The organism is Pseudomonas sp. H3_C08 (assembly GCF_054669455.1).
Genome location: NZ_CP162803.1, coordinates 66,627 through 83,030 on the forward strand (window position 1 = coordinate 66,627; position 16,404 = coordinate 83,030).

General features: G+C 58.8%; 16 protein-coding genes. 15 read left to right on the forward strand and 1 reads right to left on the reverse strand.

Annotated features, from left to right (window positions below; genetic code table 11):
• Positions 1–36: 36 nt before the first annotated feature.
• The 7 genes from AB4N74_RS00295 (at position 37) to ispD (ending at position 7,817) form a co-directional block, all read left to right on the forward strand.
• Positions 37–984: an acetyl-CoA carboxylase carboxyltransferase subunit alpha gene (locus tag AB4N74_RS00295; RefSeq protein WP_460097969.1), complete on the forward strand. Its 948-nt coding sequence runs from the start codon at positions 37–39 to the stop codon at positions 982–984.
• A 146-nt stretch (positions 985–1,130) separates the two neighbouring features.
• Positions 1,131–2,459, forward strand: a complete 1,329-nt coding sequence (gene tilS / locus AB4N74_RS00300; protein WP_320335705.1) for a tRNA lysidine(34) synthetase TilS — start codon at positions 1,131–1,133, stop codon at positions 2,457–2,459.
• A gap of 274 nt (positions 2,460–2,733) precedes the next feature.
• Positions 2,734–4,365, forward strand: a complete 1,632-nt coding sequence (locus tag AB4N74_RS00305) for a CTP synthase (RefSeq protein WP_093436570.1) — start codon at positions 2,734–2,736, stop codon at positions 4,363–4,365.
• A gap of 5 nt (positions 4,366–4,370) precedes the next feature.
• Positions 4,371–5,216 (forward strand): 3-deoxy-8-phosphooctulonate synthase, encoded by an 846-nt coding sequence (kdsA, locus tag AB4N74_RS00310; protein ID WP_460097970.1) that lies wholly within the window; start codon positions 4,371–4,373, stop codon positions 5,214–5,216.
• 157 nt (positions 5,217–5,373) lie between these two features.
• Positions 5,374–6,663 carry a phosphopyruvate hydratase gene (gene eno, locus AB4N74_RS00315; RefSeq protein ID WP_093436567.1) on the forward strand — a complete coding sequence of 430 codons (1,290 nt, stop codon included), beginning with the start codon at positions 5,374–5,376 and terminating at the stop codon, positions 6,661–6,663.
• Positions 6,664–6,834: 171 nt separating this feature from the next.
• Positions 6,835–7,113 (forward strand): cell division protein FtsB, encoded by a 279-nt coding sequence (ftsB, locus tag AB4N74_RS00320; protein WP_007908838.1) that lies wholly within the window; start codon positions 6,835–6,837, stop codon positions 7,111–7,113.
• Positions 7,110–7,817: a 2-C-methyl-D-erythritol 4-phosphate cytidylyltransferase gene (gene ispD, locus AB4N74_RS00325; protein WP_093436564.1), complete on the forward strand. Its 708-nt coding sequence runs from the start codon at positions 7,110–7,112 to the stop codon at positions 7,815–7,817. Before ftsB ends, ispD begins: the two co-directional genes overlap by 4 nt.
• Before the next feature lie 143 nt (positions 7,818–7,960).
• On the opposite strand, the gene AB4N74_RS00330 is transcribed toward ispD, so the two are convergent.
• Positions 7,961–8,857: a LysR substrate-binding domain-containing protein gene (locus AB4N74_RS00330; RefSeq protein WP_460097971.1), complete on the reverse strand. Its 897-nt coding sequence runs from the start codon at positions 8,855–8,857 to the stop codon at positions 7,961–7,963.
• A gap of 116 nt (positions 8,858–8,973) precedes the next feature.
• Between AB4N74_RS00330 and AB4N74_RS00335 the strand changes: the two genes are divergently transcribed.
• From AB4N74_RS00335 to rpoS, 8 genes are all read left to right on the forward strand, one after another.
• Entirely contained in the window at positions 8,974–10,086 is a 1,113-nt protein-coding gene (locus tag AB4N74_RS00335) for an S-(hydroxymethyl)glutathione dehydrogenase/class III alcohol dehydrogenase (RefSeq protein WP_093436558.1), read from the forward strand.
• Between the two features lie 65 nt (positions 10,087–10,151).
• Complete coding sequence (gene fghA, locus AB4N74_RS00340) at positions 10,152–10,997, forward strand: S-formylglutathione hydrolase (RefSeq protein ID WP_093436555.1); 846 nt, start codon at positions 10,152–10,154, stop codon at positions 10,995–10,997.
• Between the two features lie 43 nt (positions 10,998–11,040).
• Entirely contained in the window at positions 11,041–11,514 is a 474-nt protein-coding gene (gene ispF, locus AB4N74_RS00345) for a 2-C-methyl-D-erythritol 2,4-cyclodiphosphate synthase (protein WP_034149878.1), read from the forward strand.
• The gene (truD, locus tag AB4N74_RS00350) at positions 11,511–12,569 is read left to right on the forward strand and encodes a tRNA pseudouridine(13) synthase TruD (protein WP_093436552.1); all 1,059 of its coding nucleotides are present in this window, start codon (positions 11,511–11,513) and stop codon (positions 12,567–12,569) included. The genes ispF and truD overlap by 4 nt, the downstream gene beginning before the upstream one ends.
• Positions 12,557–13,306: a 5'/3'-nucleotidase SurE gene (gene surE / locus AB4N74_RS00355; protein WP_007908831.1), complete on the forward strand. Its 750-nt coding sequence runs from the start codon at positions 12,557–12,559 to the stop codon at positions 13,304–13,306. The genes truD and surE overlap by 13 nt, the downstream gene beginning before the upstream one ends.
• Before the next feature lie 41 nt (positions 13,307–13,347).
• On the forward strand, positions 13,348–13,983 hold the full coding sequence (locus AB4N74_RS00360) for a protein-L-isoaspartate(D-aspartate) O-methyltransferase (protein WP_171057346.1): 636 nt from the start codon (positions 13,348–13,350) through the stop codon (positions 13,981–13,983).
• A gap of 212 nt (positions 13,984–14,195) precedes the next feature.
• The gene (locus AB4N74_RS00365) at positions 14,196–15,065 is read left to right on the forward strand and encodes a peptidoglycan DD-metalloendopeptidase family protein (RefSeq protein ID WP_093436549.1); all 870 of its coding nucleotides are present in this window, start codon (positions 14,196–14,198) and stop codon (positions 15,063–15,065) included.
• A 106-nt stretch (positions 15,066–15,171) separates the two neighbouring features.
• Positions 15,172–16,182: an RNA polymerase sigma factor RpoS gene (rpoS, locus tag AB4N74_RS00370; RefSeq protein ID WP_038357938.1), complete on the forward strand. Its 1,011-nt coding sequence runs from the start codon at positions 15,172–15,174 to the stop codon at positions 16,180–16,182.
• Positions 16,183–16,404: the final 222 nt, after the last annotated feature.

Sequence of the window (16,404 nt, forward strand, 5' to 3'; positions counted from 1 at the left end):
CAAGCTCATTTGGGACACGACCCAAGACGGACGCCTATGAACCCGAATTTTCTAGATTTCGAACAGCCGATCGCCGACCTGCAAGCCAAGATCGAAGAGTTGCGCTTGGTCGGTAATGACAATTCGCTGAATATCGGCGATGAGATCTCCCGCCTGCAGGACAAGAGCAAAACGCTGACCGAAGACATCTTCGGCAAGCTGACCAGCTGGCAGATCGCACGTCTGGCGCGTCACCCGAAGCGCCCGTATACCCTCGACTACATCGAGCACATCTTCACCGAGTTCGACGAACTGCACGGCGACCGTCACTTCTCTGACGACGCGGCCATCGTTGGCGGTATCGCCCGTCTGGAAGACCAGCCGGTGATGATCATCGGTCACCAGAAGGGTCGTGAAGTCCGCGAGAAGGTGCGCCGTAACTTCGGCATGCCGCGTCCGGAAGGCTACCGCAAGGCTTGCCGTCTGATGGAGATAGCCGAGCGTTTCAAAATGCCGATCCTGACCTTTATCGACACCCCGGGTGCTTACCCGGGTATCGACGCTGAAGAGCGTAACCAGAGCGAAGCGATCGCCTGGAACCTGCGCGTGATGTCGCGACTGAAGACCCCGATCATCGCCACCGTTATCGGTGAGGGTGGTTCCGGTGGTGCACTGGCCATTGGCGTCTGCGACCAGCTAAACATGCTGCAGTACTCGACCTACGCGGTAATCTCGCCGGAAGGTTGCGCTTCGATCCTGTGGAAAACCGCCGAAAAAGCGCCGGATGCTGCTGAAGCAATGGGCATCACCGCCGAGCGTCTGAAAGGCCTCGGTATCGTCGACAAGGTGATTGGCGAGCCTCTGGGCGGCGCGCACCGTGATCCGGCGGCTGCGGCTGCATCGATCCGTGCCGAGCTGAGCTCGCAACTGGCGATGCTGAAGAAGTTCGATAACGAAGCGTTGCTGAAGCGCCGTTATGATCGACTGATGAGCTACGGTCTCTGATCGAACGCCGATTCAACTGACAATGCAAAACACTGTGGGAGCGAGCTTGCTCGCGAAGGCGTTATAACAGGCAACGAAAATGTTGAATGTTGAACCGCTTTCGCGAGCAAGCTCGCTCCCACATTGGTTTCGGTGAAGGTGAAAAAATGAGTCAGCTCTCGATTGATTTGCCTTCCCGGTTATTACTGAGCCTTGAGCCTTGGCGCAACGCCACTCATTGGCGTATTGCATTCTCCGGTGGTCTCGATTCCACTGTTCTGCTGCATCTGCTCGCCTATCTCGCAAAATCCGAATCCCTCCCTCCACTCAGCGCTATTCATATTCACCACGGCCTCCAGGCTGCGGCTGACGCGTGGCCGCAGCATTGCCAATCCGTGTGTGATGCGCTGGGAGTGCCGTTGCTGATCGAGCATGTGACGGTGCAACCAGGCGCGAGTCTGGAGCGGGCGGCGCGGGATGCGCGTTACGCCGTGTTCAGTGCGCTGACCCAAGCTAATGAGGCGTTAATCACTGGTCAGCACCGTGATGATCAGGCGGAAACACTGCTGTTCCGGCTGCTGCGTGGAGCGGGAGTGCGCGGATTGTCGGGAATGCCGCAGCAAAGGCCAGTGGGGCAGGGCATGTTGATTCGCCCGTTGCTGGATGTCACTCGAGCCGAGCTGGAGCGTTACGCACAGGCTCACTCGTTAAGCTGGATCGAAGACCCGTCAAATCAGGATCGACAGTTCTCGCGCAATTACCTGCGCCATCAGGTTATGCCGGTGCTGAGCGAGCGCTGGCCGCAAACGCAGGCGAACATGGCCCGCAGCGCCGCGCATCTGCGTGAAGCCCAAGGGTTGCTGGATGAATTGGCGCAGATCGATCTGACGCAAGCCGCTACCGCTCATGATTTCGAATGGCTGGGATTACCGTCGCTGGAGTTGGCGCCGCTGGCGGCGTTGTCTGCCGCCCGCCAGCGAAACGCCCTCAGTCACTGGCTTGAGCCGCTGACGCGCCTGCCTGACACCGACCATTGGTCGGGTTGGACGGATCTTTGCGATGCCGCTCCTGATGCGTCACCGGTCTGGCGTCTGGCCGATGGCGAGTTGCACCGCAGTGCCGGTCGTCTGTGGTGGCTCAGCGGTCACTGGCTACGCACGCCGATGATCGGCGTCGAGTGGCAGAGCCCGGCGTCAGCGCTACGCTTGGCCGATAATGGACATGTCACGTTCAGCGGGCAGACTCCCGTCGGGCCTTTGCGCATTGCCTATCGTCAGGGCGGTGAAGTCATGCAGCTGGCGGATCGCGGCCACCGTGACCTCAAGCGCCTGCTCAATGAGCGCGCGGTCCCGGGCTTCATGCGTGGCAGATTGCCGCTGCTGTTTCGCGGCGATGAATTGCTCGCGGTGGCGAACCTGCCGGGACTTGATGGTCATGCACAGGACGGCTGGAAATTGCATTGGCTGCCAACAGACGAAGATCAAGGTTTGAGCTGAAAGGAGCATTCCGGTAGACTACGCTCCCTTCTTGATACAACTTCTGTGGATTCGCCTGAATTGCAGGAGTTGCCGATTACCAAGCAGTCTTTGCTGGGCGATTCCAAAAAATGTGTAGCGAGCAACGTACCGGTGTTTCACCTGCCGGTCTGTCCCAACGCGGCGGTTTTTTTGAAAGGTGCACTGTGATTAATGCAGGTGATCGGGGGCTTCGGCCTTCCTTCGCTTTCCCCGGCGGCTCGTACCGCTTTAACGCAGACTTCTAGGGTTTTTCATGACGCGCTACATATTCGTCACGGGCGGTGTTGTTTCTTCATTGGGGAAAGGCATTGCATCGGCTTCATTGGCAGCCATCCTGGAGGCGCGGGGACTTAAGGTCACCATGCTGAAGCTGGATCCGTACATCAACGTCGATCCGGGCACCATGAGCCCGTTCCAGCACGGTGAAGTGTTCGTCACCCACGACGGCGCCGAGACCGACCTGGACCTGGGGCACTACGAGCGGTTCATCCGCACGACCATGACCCAGAACAACAACTTCACCACCGGCCGTGTCTACGAGCACGTGCTGCGCAAAGAGCGCCGTGGCGACTACCTGGGTGCAACCATCCAGGTGATTCCGCACATCACCGACGAAATCAAGCGCCGCATCATCAAGGGTGCCGGTGACGCTGACGTGGCGATGGTTGAAATCGGTGGCACCGTCGGTGACATCGAGTCGCAACCGTTCCTCGAAGCCATCCGTCAACTGCGTTTCGAAGTCGGCGCCAAGCGCGCGATGCTGATGCACCTGACACTGGTGCCGTACATCGCCACCGCTGGCGAGACCAAAACCAAGCCAACCCAGCACTCGGTCAAAGAACTGCGTTCGATCGGCCTGCAGCCAGACGTGCTGGTGTGCCGTTCCGATCACCCGATCGACATCTCGTCGCGTCGCAAGATCGCTCAGTTCACCAACGTTGAAGAACGTGCGGTGATCGCGCTGGAAGACGCCGACACCATCTACAAGATCCCGGGCATCCTGCACTCGCAGGGTCTGGACGATTTCGTCGTTGAGCGTTTCGGTCTGCAATGCGGCAGCGCTGATCTGTCCGAGTGGGACGCAGTGGTTGACGCCAAGCTGAACCCGGAACACGAAGTGACCATCGCCATGGTCGGCAAGTACATGGAGCTGCTGGACGCCTACAAGTCGCTGATCGAAGCGATGAGTCACGCCGGCATCAGCAACCGCACCAAGGTCAACCTGCGTTACATCGATTCCGAAGACATCGAAAACCAGGGCACTGCGCTGCTCGAAGGTGTCGACGCGATCCTCGTACCGGGCGGCTTCGGTCTGCGCGGCGTGGAAGGCAAGATCACTGCCGTTCAGTACGCTCGCGAAAACAAGGTTCCATACCTGGGTATCTGCCTGGGCATGCAAGTGGCGGTCATCGAGTTCGCCCGTAACGTGATGGGCTGGAAAGACGCCAACTCCACCGAGTTCGATCGCGCCAGCGGTCATCCGGTGGTCGGTTTGATCACCGAGTGGGAAGACGCGACCGGTGCCGTTGAAGTACGTACCGAATCGTCCGATCTGGGCGGCACCATGCGCCTTGGCGCTCAGGACTGCCTGCTTGAAGCCGGTTCCAAGGTCCACGACTGCTACGGCAAGGACGTGATCGTCGAGCGTCACCGTCACCGTTACGAAGTGAACAACAACCTGCTGCCACAGCTGATCGAAGCGGGCCTGAAAATCTCCGGTCGCTCCGCTGATGCGGCGCTGGTTGAAGTGGTTGAAGCGGCCGATCACCCATGGTTCGTCGCTTGCCAGTTCCACCCTGAGTTCACCTCGACACCACGTGATGGCCATCCGCTGTTCAGCGGTTTTGTCAAAGCAGCGTTGGCTCAACACCAGAAGAAGGCGTAACCCCGATGGCACAGAAGATCATCCGCGTCGGCGACATCGAAATTGCCAACGACAAACCCATGGTGCTGTTCGGCGGCATGAACGTGCTGGAAAGCCGTGACATGGCCATGCAGGTTTGCGAAGAGTACGTAAAGGTCACCGAAAAACTCGGTGTCCCTTACGTGTTCAAGGCCAGTTTCGACAAGGCTAACCGTTCTTCTGTGACCTCTTATCGCGGTCCTGGCCTGGAAGAGGGCATGCGCATCTTCCAGGACATCAAACAAGCCTTTGGCGTGCCGATCATCACCGACGTCCACGAGCCTGATCAGGCCGCGGTCGTCGCTGAGGTCTGCGACATCATTCAACTGCCGGCCTTCCTGTCGCGCCAGACCGATCTGGTCGTCGCGATGGCCAAGACCAATGCAGTGATCAACATCAAGAAAGCCCAGTTCCTCGCGCCTCAGGAAATGAAACACATCCTGAACAAGTGCGTGGAAGCGGGTAACGATCAATTGATCCTCTGCGAGCGTGGTTCGAGCTTCGGCTACAACAATCTCGTGGTCGACATGCTCGGCTTCGGCATCATGAAGCAGTTCGAGTACCCGGTATTCTTCGACGTGACCCATGCGCTGCAAATGCCGGGTGGTCGTGCCGACTCCGCCGGCGGTCGCCGTGCCCAGGTTCTGGATCTGGCCAAGGCGGGCATGAGCCAGTCGTTGGCAGGTCTGTTCCTCGAAGCGCATCCGGATCCGGACAACGCCAAATGCGATGGCCCTTGCGCCTTGCGTCTGGACAAACTGGAGCCATTTCTGGCCCAGCTCAAGGCTTTGGACGAACTGGTGAAGAGTTTTCCGACGGTAGAAACCGCGTAAACCTCAATTCTCCGGTAAAGTACCGCACGATTTGTCGCTCATGCCCTCGGGCATGAGCGTTATCGTCTGCAAGCCTGCCCGCTGCACACCCCTTGCCGACGGTAAAAAGATTTCCTCTAGCTGCGTCGTTTTCGTCAACTTTGGAGTGTTTACAACAATGGCAAAAATCGTCGACATCAAAGGTCGTGAAGTTCTCGACTCCCGTGGCAATCCCACCGTGGAAGCGGACGTGCTTCTCGACAACGGCATCATCGGCAGCGCTTGCGCGCCGTCCGGTGCATCCACTGGCTCGCGTGAAGCACTCGAGCTGCGTGATGGCGACAAGAGCCGTTACCTGGGCAAGGGCGTGCTCAAAGCGGTAGCCAACATCAACGGTCCGATCCGCGATCTGCTGCTGGGCACCGACCCAAGCGACCAGAAAGCCCTGGATCACGCGATGATCAAGCTCGACGGTACCGAAAACAAGGCAACCCTGGGCGCCAACGCCATCCTCGCCGTGTCCCTGGCTGCGGCCAAGGCTGCTGCGCAGGACCAGGACCTGCCGCTGTACGCACACATCGCTAACCTCAACGGTACTCCGGGTGTCTACTCGATGCCGGTGCCGATGATGAACATCATCAACGGTGGCGAGCACGCTGATAACAACGTCGACATCCAGGAATTCATGGTACAGCCGGTTGGCGCCAAGTCTTTCTCGGAAGGTCTGCGCATGGGCACCGAGATTTTCCATCACCTCAAAGCTGTGCTGAAGGCCCGTGGCCTGAGCACTGCCGTTGGCGACGAAGGCGGTTTCGCACCGAACCTGGCCTCCAACGAAGACGCGCTGAAAGTGATCTCCGAAGCAGTGGCCAACGCCGGTTACAAGCTGGGCACCGACGTGACCCTGGCCCTGGACTGCGCGGCCAGCGAATTCTACGAAGACGGCAAGTACAACCTGTCCGGCGAAGGCCAGGTGTTCACCGCTGAAGGTTTCGCCGATTACCTCAAAGGCCTGACCGAACGTTATCCGATCATCTCGATCGAAGACGGTCTGGACGAGTCCGACTGGGCTGGCTGGAAGATCCTCACCGACAAGATCGGCGAGAAGACTCAGCTGGTGGGCGACGACCTGTTCGTAACCAACACCAAGATCCTGAAAGAAGGCATCGATAAAAAGATCGCCAACTCGATCCTGATCAAGTTCAACCAGATCGGCACCCTGACCGAAACCCTGGAAGCCATCCAGATGGCCAAGGCTGCCGGTTACACCGCAGTGATCTCGCACCGTTCGGGCGAAACCGAAGATTCGACCATTGCCGACCTGGCTGTGGGCACCTCGGCTGGCCAGATCAAGACCGGTTCCCTGTGCCGTTCCGACCGCGTTTCCAAGTACAACCAACTGCTGCGTATCGAAGAGCAGTTGAATGGCAAGGCCAAGTACAACGGTCGCAGCGAGTTCCGCGGCTAAGTACAAATCGATGGAAGGACACCGGATTGTGTCGAAAAAGTCGTGACAGCGATGGATTTGCCACTAATCTGATGCCTTAACAGCACAAGCCTGGGTCTTCCAGGCTTCGTGCTATCAGATGCTTCAAAGTTTTGGCGTGGCTGTCTTTTTTCACTGGATACCTGATATTCGATGCGCAGTCCTTACTGGTTGTTTCTCGTTTTGCTCTTGCTACTGGCCGGTTTGCAGTACCGCCTGTGGGTGGGCAATGGCAGTCTGGCGCAAGTCGCCGAGCTGAATCAGCAGATAGCTGATCAACACGCCGAGAACGAAGGTTTGCTGGAGCGCAATCGCGTGATGGACGCTGAAGTCAGCGAGTTGAAAAAGGGCATGGAGACCGTTGAAGAGCGGGCTCGTCACGAACTGGGCATGGTCAAGGACGGCGAAACCCTTTACCAGTTGGCCCAATGATCAATTCCCTGCCGGCCTTCTGGGCCGTGATTCCTGCTGCGGGCATTGGTGCCCGAATGGCCGCGGACCGTCCCAAGCAATACCTGCAACTGGGCGGGCGCACAATTCTCGAACACAGCCTCGGCTGTTTCCTCGACCATCCAAGCCTCAAGGGGCTGGTGGTCAGTCTTGCGGTTGATGATCCTTACTGGCCGAACCTGGCGTGCGCTGGCGACTCGCGTATTCAGCGCGTCGAGGGCGGCGCCGAGCGTTCCGGTTCGGTGCTCAATGCTTTGCTGCACCTGCACGCGCAAGGTGCCGACGATGAAGATTGGGTGCTGGTGCACGATGCGGCACGGCCGAATCTGAGTCGCGAAGATCTCGACCAGTTACTCGATGAACTGGCGGATGATCCGGTCGGTGGTTTGCTCGCGGTGCCTGCGCGCGACACGTTGAAGCGGGTCGACAAGCACGGGCGCGTGGTTGAAACCGTGGATCGCAGCGTGATCTGGCAGGCGTACACCCCGCAGATGTTCCGCCTCGGTGCGTTGCATCGGGCGTTGGCCGACAGTCTGGTCGCGGATGCGCTGGTTACCGATGAAGCTTCGGCGATGGAGTGGGCTGGCCTGGCGCCGCGACTGATTGAAGGGCGGGCGGATAACCTCAAGGTGACCCGGCCAGAAGATCTGGAGTGGTTGCGTCAGCGTTGGGCTAACCGCCGCTGATTGCTGTGGCGCCCATTGCGCCGCCTTCGCGAGCAAGCTCGCTCCCACATTTGATTTGCGCCTGACACCAGATTTGCAGTCACTGCAGGTCCACTGTGGGAGCGAGCTTGCTCGCGAAGGCGGCCGCACGAACAACCCATCACTCAGCTTCGATACTCCGGCCGCTCAGCCAATCCTTCCTTGAGAAACTCCACCAACTTGCGCACCTTGGGCGACAAATGCCGTTGCTGCGGATACAGCGCCCACACCGCCGTATTCGGCGGCTGATGCGCCTCCAGCAATGAAATCAGCGCGCCACTGTGCAAATGTTCGAGCACGTAATAATCCGGCAACTGACACAAGCCCACGCCCTGTAACGCCGCGTCCAGCACCGCCTGCCCGCTATTACAACGCCAGTTTCCCTGCACTCGCTGGGAAAACTCCCGGCCATTTTGCTCAAGCTGCCAAATATCCGAGCTGCCGATCAGGCAATTGTGCCGGCTTAGTTCCGACAAGCTGTGTGGGCGACCGTACCGCTCAAGGTAGGAAGGTGAAGCGCACAGATACATTCGTCGCGGCGCCAGGCGTGTTGCGACCAGACGCGAATCCTGCAAGCGGCCGAGTCGAATCGCCAGATCCAGCCCTTCATGCACCAGATCGAGCTGGCGATTGCTCAGCTCTATATCAATGCGCAATTGCGGATACTGCCCCATGAATCGCGTCACCAGCGGCACGATAAAACGTTCGCCGTACGCGACGGCGCAGGTCATGCGCAGCATGCCTTTCGGTTCACTGGTCAGATCGCCGACCGCTCGCAGGGCTTCTTCGCGACCGTCCTGCAAGCGCTGGCAGTGTTGCAGGAACGTCTGACCGGCTTCGGTCAGTGTCACTCGCCGCGTGCTGCGATAAAGCAGGCGCGTCTGAAGTCGCTCCTCTAACCGTACGATTTGGCGACTGATGTGCGAGGACGATACCCCGAGACGCTCAGCAGCGGCGGTGAACTGGCTGCATTCGGCAACGGCAACAAACTCGTCAATGCCTTCCCAGCGGCTTTCGGACATCGGGATTATCCCTGTATGGCAATAATGTTTTGCTTTTGTCCTGATTATTCATCAGTTGGCGTTGAACTACACTGGCCGTCTGGTTTTTTATTCAATGGATTCACTGGAGAGTCAGCATGATCAAGTCGCGCGCCGCCGTTGCCTTCGAGGCCAAGAAGCCGCTGGAAATCGTAGAAGTCGATGTCGCCATGCCCAAGGCCGGTGAAGTGTTGTTGCGCGTGGTGGCTTCCGGGGTTTGCCACACGGATGCCTACACCCTGTCCGGTGCAGACCCGGAAGGCATCTTCCCGTCGATCCTCGGCCACGAAGGCGGCGCCATCGTCGAAGCGATCGGCGAAGGCGTGACCTCGGTTGCGGTGGGCGATCACGTCATTCCGCTGTACACCCCGGAATGCGGCCAGTGCAAATTCTGCAAGTCGGGCAAGACCAACCTGTGTCAGGCGATTCGCGCGACTCAGGGCAAGGGTTTGATGCCGGACGGCACTTCGCGTTTTTCCTACAAGGGCGAAACCATTTTCCACTACATGGGTACTTCGACATTCTCGGAATACACCGTGTTACCGGAAATCTCCGTGGCCAGGATCTCTAAAGATGCGCCGCTGGAAAAGGTTTGCCTGCTGGGCTGCGGCGTCACCACCGGTATCGGTGCGGTGCTCAACACTGCCAAGGTCAAACCCGGTGACACCGTGGCCATCTTCGGTCTGGGCGGCATTGGTTTGTCCGCAGTCATTGGCGCGGTGAAAGCCAAGGCTGCGCGAATCATCGCCATCGACATCAACCCGGCCAAGTTCGAGATCGCCAAACAACTCGGCGCTACCGACTGCGTAAACCCGAAAGATTTCGATCGTCCGATTCAGGAAGTGATTGTCGACATGACCGATGGCGGCGTCGACTTCTCCTTCGAATGCATCGGCAACGTGCAACTGATGCGCGCCGCCCTTGAGTGCTGCCACAAAGGTTGGGGCGAGTCGGTGATCATCGGTGTGGCCGGTGCCGGCCAGGAAATCGCAACCCGTCCATTCCAGCTGGTGACTGGTCGCGTCTGGCGCGGTTCGGCATTCGGTGGCGTGCGCGGTCGTACCGAGTTGCCAAGCTACGTCGATATGGCCCAGAGCGGCGAGATTCCGCTGGATACTTTCATCACCCACACCATGGGCCTGGAAGACATCAACAAGGCCTTCGACCTGATGCACGAAGGCAAGAGCATCCGTACCGTCATTCATTTCTGATCAATCGTGGCGACATGGGCGCAAGTCTTGAAGGCTTGCGCTCATGACCGCGTAGGAGTCTTTACATGAGTCTGGAAAACATCTCCTGTCAGAAGAGTTTCGGCGGTTGGCACAAGCGTTATCGCCATCGCTCAGACGTGCTCGGTTGCGACATGGTGTTCGCCGTGTACCTGCCACCGCAGGCGGAGCAGGGCGGTAAGTTGCCGGTGCTGTACTGGTTGTCGGGCCTGACCTGCACCGACGAGAATTTCATGCAAAAGGCCGGCGCGATGCGCATGGCTGCCGAACTGGGTCTGATCATCGTTGCGCCGGACACCAGCCCCCGTGGGCCGGATGTGCCGGGTGATCCGGATGGCGCGTGGGATTTCGGCCTCGGTGCCGGTTTCTATCTGAATGCCACGCAGGAACCTTGGTCGCGCCACTATCGTATGCATGACTATGTCGTGCATGAGTTGCCTGCACTGGTCGAAGCGCATTTCCCCGCCTCGGACAAACGCAGCATCAGTGGTCACTCCATGGGCGGTCACGGTGCGCTGGTCTGCGCGCTGCGTAACCCGGGACGCTATCAATCGGTGTCGGCGTTCTCGCCAATCAACAACCCGATGGATTGCCCGTGGGGTCAGAAAGCCTTTTCGCGCTACCTGGGCGAAGACCGTTCCAAATGGAAAGAGTGGGATGCCTGCGCACTGATTGCCGAGGCGGATGAAAAACTGCCGCTGCTGGTCGATCAAGGGGATCGCGATGACTTCCTCGCCACCCAGCTCAAACCCGAAGCTCTGCAACAAGCGGCAAAACAAGCGGGTCATCCGCTGACATTGCGCCTGCAACCGGGCTACGACCACAGCTATTTCTTCATCTCAAGCTTCATAGACGACCACTTGCAGCATCACGCACAAGCCCTTCGGGACTAATGCAGGTAGAATCACGCCCTGACAAAAATCGGGGCGTTTTTTTATGCGTATTGGCCACGGCTATGATGTGCACCGTTTCGCTGAAGGCGATTTCATTACTCTGGGCGGCGTGCGCATCGCACACAGCTTCGGGCTGCTCGCTCATTCCGACGGTGACGTCCTGCTGCACGCCTTGAGCGATGCCTTGCTCGGCGCCGCTGCGCTGGGTGATATCGGCAAGCATTTTCCGGACACCGACCCGCAATTCAAGGGCGCCGACAGCCGTGCGCTGCTGCGTCATGTGGTCGCGCTGATCCATGCCAAAGGCTGGAAAGTCGGCAATGTCGATAACACTATCGTTGCCCAGGCACCGAAAATGGCCCCGCATATCGAATCGATGCGCGCGCTGATCGCGGCGGATCTTCAAGTTGAGTTGGATCAAGTGAACGTGAAAGCTACCACCACCGAAAAGCTCGGCTTTGTCGGTCGCGAAGAAGGCATCGCCGTGCACTCCGTTGCCTTGTTGCTGCGCGCATGAACGAACTGCAATTGCTCGGCCCGCGAGCCTATGGTGAACCCCTCGGCACTGCGGTACTGAAAGCCATCGCTGAAGACTTTCAGGTCGATGAAGTCCTCGATATTCCGTTCAGCGGCGATGGCGAACATCTGTGGATCTGGGTCGAAAAACGCGGCCTGAACACTGAAGAAGCTGCGCGGCGTATCGCCAAGGCTGCCGGCGTGCCGTTGCGCACGGTGAGCTATGCTGGCCTCAAGGATCGTCAGGCGCTGACTCGCCAGTGGTTCAGCGTGCAATTGCCGGGCAAGGCCGATCCGGATCTGTCGGCGGCGGAAAACGACACGCTGAAGATTCTCAAGACCACTCGCCACAAACGCAAACTGCAACGCGGTGCGCATTCGGCCAACGGTTTCACCTTGCGTTTGACTCAGTTCGACGGCGACAAAGCGGCGATTGACCAGCGCCTGCAGCTGATAGCCCAACAAGGCATCCCCAATTATTTCGGCGCCCAGCGTTTCGGCCACGACGGCGGCAACGTCGTTGACGCGCGTTCGTGGGCGGCGCGCAAGGCCTTGCCGGAACAACGCAATGTGCGTTCGCGCCTGCTCTCGACGGCGCGCAGTTTTCTCTTCAACAAGGTGCTCGCCGCACGAGTGACCGATGGCACCTGGCAAAAAGCCCAGGTCGGCGACCTGCTCGCGTTCACCGACAGCCGCAGTTTTTTCCCGGCCGGAGAAGCTGAATGCAGTGACCCGCGTCTGGCAATTCTTGACCTGCATCCGACCGGCCCGCAGTGGGGCGAGGGTGACTCGCCGACCGCAGGCGCTGTCCATGATCTGGAGCAGGGGATTGCTGCCGGTGAAGCAGAGCTGCGCGATTGGTTGATCAACGCCGGTATGAGCCACGAACGTCGCATCCTGCGGCTGCCCATTGGCGGGTTGACGTGGCATTATCCCCAGCCTGACATTCTGCAACTGGAATTCGTCCTCCCGGCCGGATGCTTCGCCACCGTATTGGTGCGCGAACTCGTTGATCTGGTGCCGGTGGGGCAGACGGACAGCCCATGCGTATTCTGATTTCTAACGACGATGGGGTAACCGCACCCGGTCTCGCCGCGCTTTATGCTGCGCTGGCGGATTACACCGAGTGCGTGGTTATCGCCCCGGAGCAGGACAAAAGCGGCGCCAGCAGTTCGCTGACGCTCGACCGTCCGCTGCACCCGCAATACCTGGCCAACGGCTTTATCAGCCTCAACGGCACTCCGACCGACTGCGTGCACCTGGGCCTCAACGGCTTGCTGGAGCGCGAGGCGGACATGGTGGTTTCCGGGATCAACCTCGGCGCCAATCTTGGCGATGACGTGCTGTATTCCGGGACAGTGGCGGCCGCCCTTGAGGGACGTTTTCTCGAACGTCCGTCGTTCGCTTTTTCGCTGGTCTCGCGACAGGTGGATAATCTGCCGACAGCGGCCTACTTTGCGCGCAAACTGGTCGAGGCCCATGCCGGGCTTGATCTGCCACCGCGCACGGTGCTCAACGTGAACATTCCCAATCTGCCGATCGACCATATTCGCGGTATTCAGTTGACCCGCCTCGGCCATCGCGCCCGTGCGGCGGCGCCGATGAAAGTGGTCGATCCGCGTGGCAAAGCCGGTTACTGGATTGCTGCAGCCGGCGACGCCGAAGACGGCGGCCCGGGCACGGACTTCCATGCGGTGATGCAGGGCTACGTTTCCATCACCCCGTTGCAGCTCGATCGAACCTTCAACGATGCGTTCAGAAGCCTCGATGGCTGGCTGGAGGGACTGCGCTGATGGCCCGTGAACATGAAGACAGGCTGCGCAGCGGGATCGGCATGACCTCTCAGCGTACCCGTGAGCGGCTGATCCAGCGCCTGTACGAAGAGGGCGTGTCCAACGCCAAGGTGCTGGAAGTGATCCGGCGTACGCCGCGTCACCTGTTCGTCGATGAAGCGCTGGCACACCGTGCTTATGAAGACACGGCGCTGCCGATCGGCAATAACCAGACGATTTCCCAGCCTTATATGGTGGCGCGCATGAGCGAGCTGCTGCTGGAGGCGGGCCCACTGGATAAGGTGCTGGAGATCGGCACCGGTTCCGGTTACCAGACGGCGGTGTTGTCACAACTGGTTGAGCGGGTGTTCTCGGTTGAGCGCATCAAGGTACTGCAGGATCGCGCCAAGGAACGTTTGGTTGAACTGAACCTGCGCAACGTGGTGTTCCGCTGGGGCGATGGTTGGGAAGGGTGGCCGGCGCTGGCACCTTATAACGGCATTATCGTCACCGCCGTGGCCACGGATGTACCGCAAGCCTTGCTTGATCAACTGGCTCCGGGCGGACGCATGGTGATTCCGGTAGGCTCCGGGGAAGTGCAGCAATTGTTGCTGATCGTGCGTGAGGAAAACGGCTTTTCCCGGCATGTTCTCGGGGCTGTCCGTTTTGTGCCGTTGCTCAATGGGCCACTGGCCTGAGCATTTGTTTACGCGCGCTGAATTCCTTTCGTTCGCCTCTGTCTTACTCGGGCAGCGATGGTTTAAACGCAGCAGATTGTCAGATGGCAAACGTGTGCGTGAAGCGATTTCGCTTCATTAAAGGTAAAGCCGATCCGGCCCGTTATACTTGCGACACCTCATGCCGACATCCGGCATTCCACATTTTTCAGCCACCACAAAGGGAGCGGCGGGTGAGTCTCACAGTCATTGCGCAGCGTATGGGTAACACGAGCTTTCAGCGCCTGGTGACTGGCCTTGTCTTGAGCACCTTGCTGGTCGGTTGCTCCAGCACCAAATCGAGCAATGTGCGGGTGGTCGATCGCAACAACGCGGTGGCCCAGCGTCCTACGGTGACGACCGGACAGTATGTAGTCCGTCCGGGCGATACGATGTTTTCGATCGCATTTCGCTACGGCTGGGACTACAAAGCCCTCGCGGCCCGGAACAATATTCCTACGCCGTATACGATCCATCCGGGTCAGACGATTCGCTTCGACGGCCGCACCGGTTCAACGCCGACGGCGGTGGTGAGCAACAGCAGTTCTTCACCTTCTTCGTCGAGTAAAACCACGGTAATCCGGCGCCAGGCAAATGGCACCACGACCACTACAACCACCGGTTCTACGGGGGCTGTACCGTCCGTCGCCAACAAGCAAGCGCCCGCGCCGTTGCCTCCGGCAGGCCCAGCCCCGACCGGCTGGGGATGGCCATCTAATGGCATTCTGATTGGAAAATTCTCTTCAAACGGTAGTTTGAATAAAGGAATTGATATCGCCGGAGATTTGGGACAGCCTGTTTTAGCTGCGTCTGATGGGACGGTGGTATACGCCGGGAGTGGCTTAAGGGGCTACGGCGAATTAGTCATCATCAAACACAGCGAAACCTACGTCAGTGCCTACGGACATAACCGCAGGCTGTTGGTTCGGGAGGGACAGCAGGTCAAGGTCGGACAGACAATTGCCGAAATGGGGTCAACGGGTACAGACCGGGTGAAACTGCATTTTGAGATTCGCCGCCAAGGTAAACCTGTAGATCCGCTGCAGTTCCTGCCAAGACGTTGATTTGTAAGCCAGCCTGTTCCGTCGCGTAGAGGGGACAGGCTCCAGCGCTGCCAAGGATAAAGGCGTCGCTTGAGCTTGGGGTCGAACTCACCAAAGGACTATAACAATGGCTCTCAGTAAAGAAGTGCCGGAGTTTGACATCGACGATGAGGTTCTCCTTATGGAGACCGGCATCGATTCGGAATCTTCGATGTCGAATGATGAAGGGGCTGCTCCACCTTCCGTTCGTTCCAAATCCAAACACTCCGCTTCACTTAAACAACATAAGTACATCGACTACACGCGTGCACTTGATGCCACGCAGTTGTATCTCAACGAAATCGGCTTTTCCCCACTGCTCTCTCCGGAAGAAGAAGTTCATTTTGCGCGACTGTCGCAAAGTGGCGATCCGGCCGGACGCAAGCGCATGATTGAAAGTAACCTGCGGCTGGTGGTCAAAATCGCCCGGCGTTACGTCAATCGGGGGCTGTCGCTGCTGGATCTGATCGAAGAGGGCAACCTCGGATTGATTCGGGCGGTGGAAAAGTTCGATCCCGAGCGCGGCTTCCGCTTCTCGACCTACGCGACCTGGTGGATTCGTCAGACCATCGAGCGCGCGATCATGAATCAGACCCGGACCATCCGGTTGCCGATCCATGTGGTCAAGGAACTCAACGTTTACCTGCGGGCTGCACGGGAGCTGACGCAGAAGCTCGACCACGAACCTTCACCCGAAGAAATCGCCAACCTGCTGGAAAAACCGGTGGGTGAGGTCAAGCGCATGCTTGGCCTGAACGAGCGGGTTTCTTCGGTCGACGTCTCGCTGGGTCCGGATTCGGATAAAACCCTGCTGGACACCCTTACCGACGATCGTCCGACCGATCCTTGTGAACTGCTGCAGGATGACGACCTGTCGCAGAGCATCGATCAATGGCTGTCGGAGTTGACCGACAAGCAGCGCGAGGTGGTTGTACGCCGCTTCGGTCTGCGCGGCCACGAGAGCAGCACGCTGGAAGATGTAGGCCTGGAGATCGGCCTGACCCGGGAACGGGTGCGGCAGATCCAGGTAGAAGGCCTCAAGCGCCTTCGTGAAATCCTCGAGAAGAATGGCCTGTCGAGCGAGTCGCTGTTCCAGTAAGCGCCTCACACGCTCGCCCGCAAGAAGCCCCGACTGGTTCGGGGTTTTTTGTTGGCCTCGATTTTCTGGGCATTCCGCCGCTCTTTTTCATTGTCGGACGTACGGTTGGCATTTCCATCCTTTGTAGTCTCGGGGTGTAAGCCTTGGCTTACTCTCTCGTAAGTGTTCCCTATTTTTACAAGACGGCAGACGTCGATTACGGACATCGCCGTAATTTAACTT

Bases quoted from the DNA above. Each gene is read 5' to 3' on its own strand.
- AB4N74_RS00295 (WP_460097969.1), top strand. From the start codon at position 37: ATGAACCCGAATTTTCTAGATTTCGAACAGCCGATCGCCGACCTGCAA.
- tilS (WP_320335705.1), top strand. From the start codon at position 1,131: ATGAGTCAGCTCTCGATTGATTTGCCTTCCCGGTTATTACTGAGCCTT.
- AB4N74_RS00305 (WP_093436570.1), top strand. From the start codon at position 2,734: ATGACGCGCTACATATTCGTCACGGGCGGTGTTGTTTCTTCATTGGGG.
- kdsA (WP_460097970.1), top strand. From the start codon at position 4,371: ATGGCACAGAAGATCATCCGCGTCGGCGACATCGAAATTGCCAACGAC.
- eno (WP_093436567.1), top strand. From the start codon at position 5,374: ATGGCAAAAATCGTCGACATCAAAGGTCGTGAAGTTCTCGACTCCCGT.
- ftsB (WP_007908838.1), top strand. From the start codon at position 6,835: ATGCGCAGTCCTTACTGGTTGTTTCTCGTTTTGCTCTTGCTACTGGCC.
- ispD (WP_093436564.1), top strand. From the start codon at position 7,110: ATGATCAATTCCCTGCCGGCCTTCTGGGCCGTGATTCCTGCTGCGGGC.
- AB4N74_RS00330 (WP_460097971.1), bottom strand. From the start codon at position 8,857: ATGTCCGAAAGCCGCTGGGAAGGCATTGACGAGTTTGTTGCCGTTGCC.
- AB4N74_RS00335 (WP_093436558.1), top strand. From the start codon at position 8,974: ATGATCAAGTCGCGCGCCGCCGTTGCCTTCGAGGCCAAGAAGCCGCTG.
- fghA (WP_093436555.1), top strand. From the start codon at position 10,152: ATGAGTCTGGAAAACATCTCCTGTCAGAAGAGTTTCGGCGGTTGGCAC.
- ispF (WP_034149878.1), top strand. From the start codon at position 11,041: ATGCGTATTGGCCACGGCTATGATGTGCACCGTTTCGCTGAAGGCGAT.
- truD (WP_093436552.1), top strand. From the start codon at position 11,511: ATGAACGAACTGCAATTGCTCGGCCCGCGAGCCTATGGTGAACCCCTC.
- surE (WP_007908831.1), top strand. From the start codon at position 12,557: ATGCGTATTCTGATTTCTAACGACGATGGGGTAACCGCACCCGGTCTC.
- AB4N74_RS00360 (WP_171057346.1), top strand. From the start codon at position 13,348: ATGACCTCTCAGCGTACCCGTGAGCGGCTGATCCAGCGCCTGTACGAA.
- rpoS (WP_038357938.1), top strand. From the start codon at position 15,172: ATGGCTCTCAGTAAAGAAGTGCCGGAGTTTGACATCGACGATGAGGTT.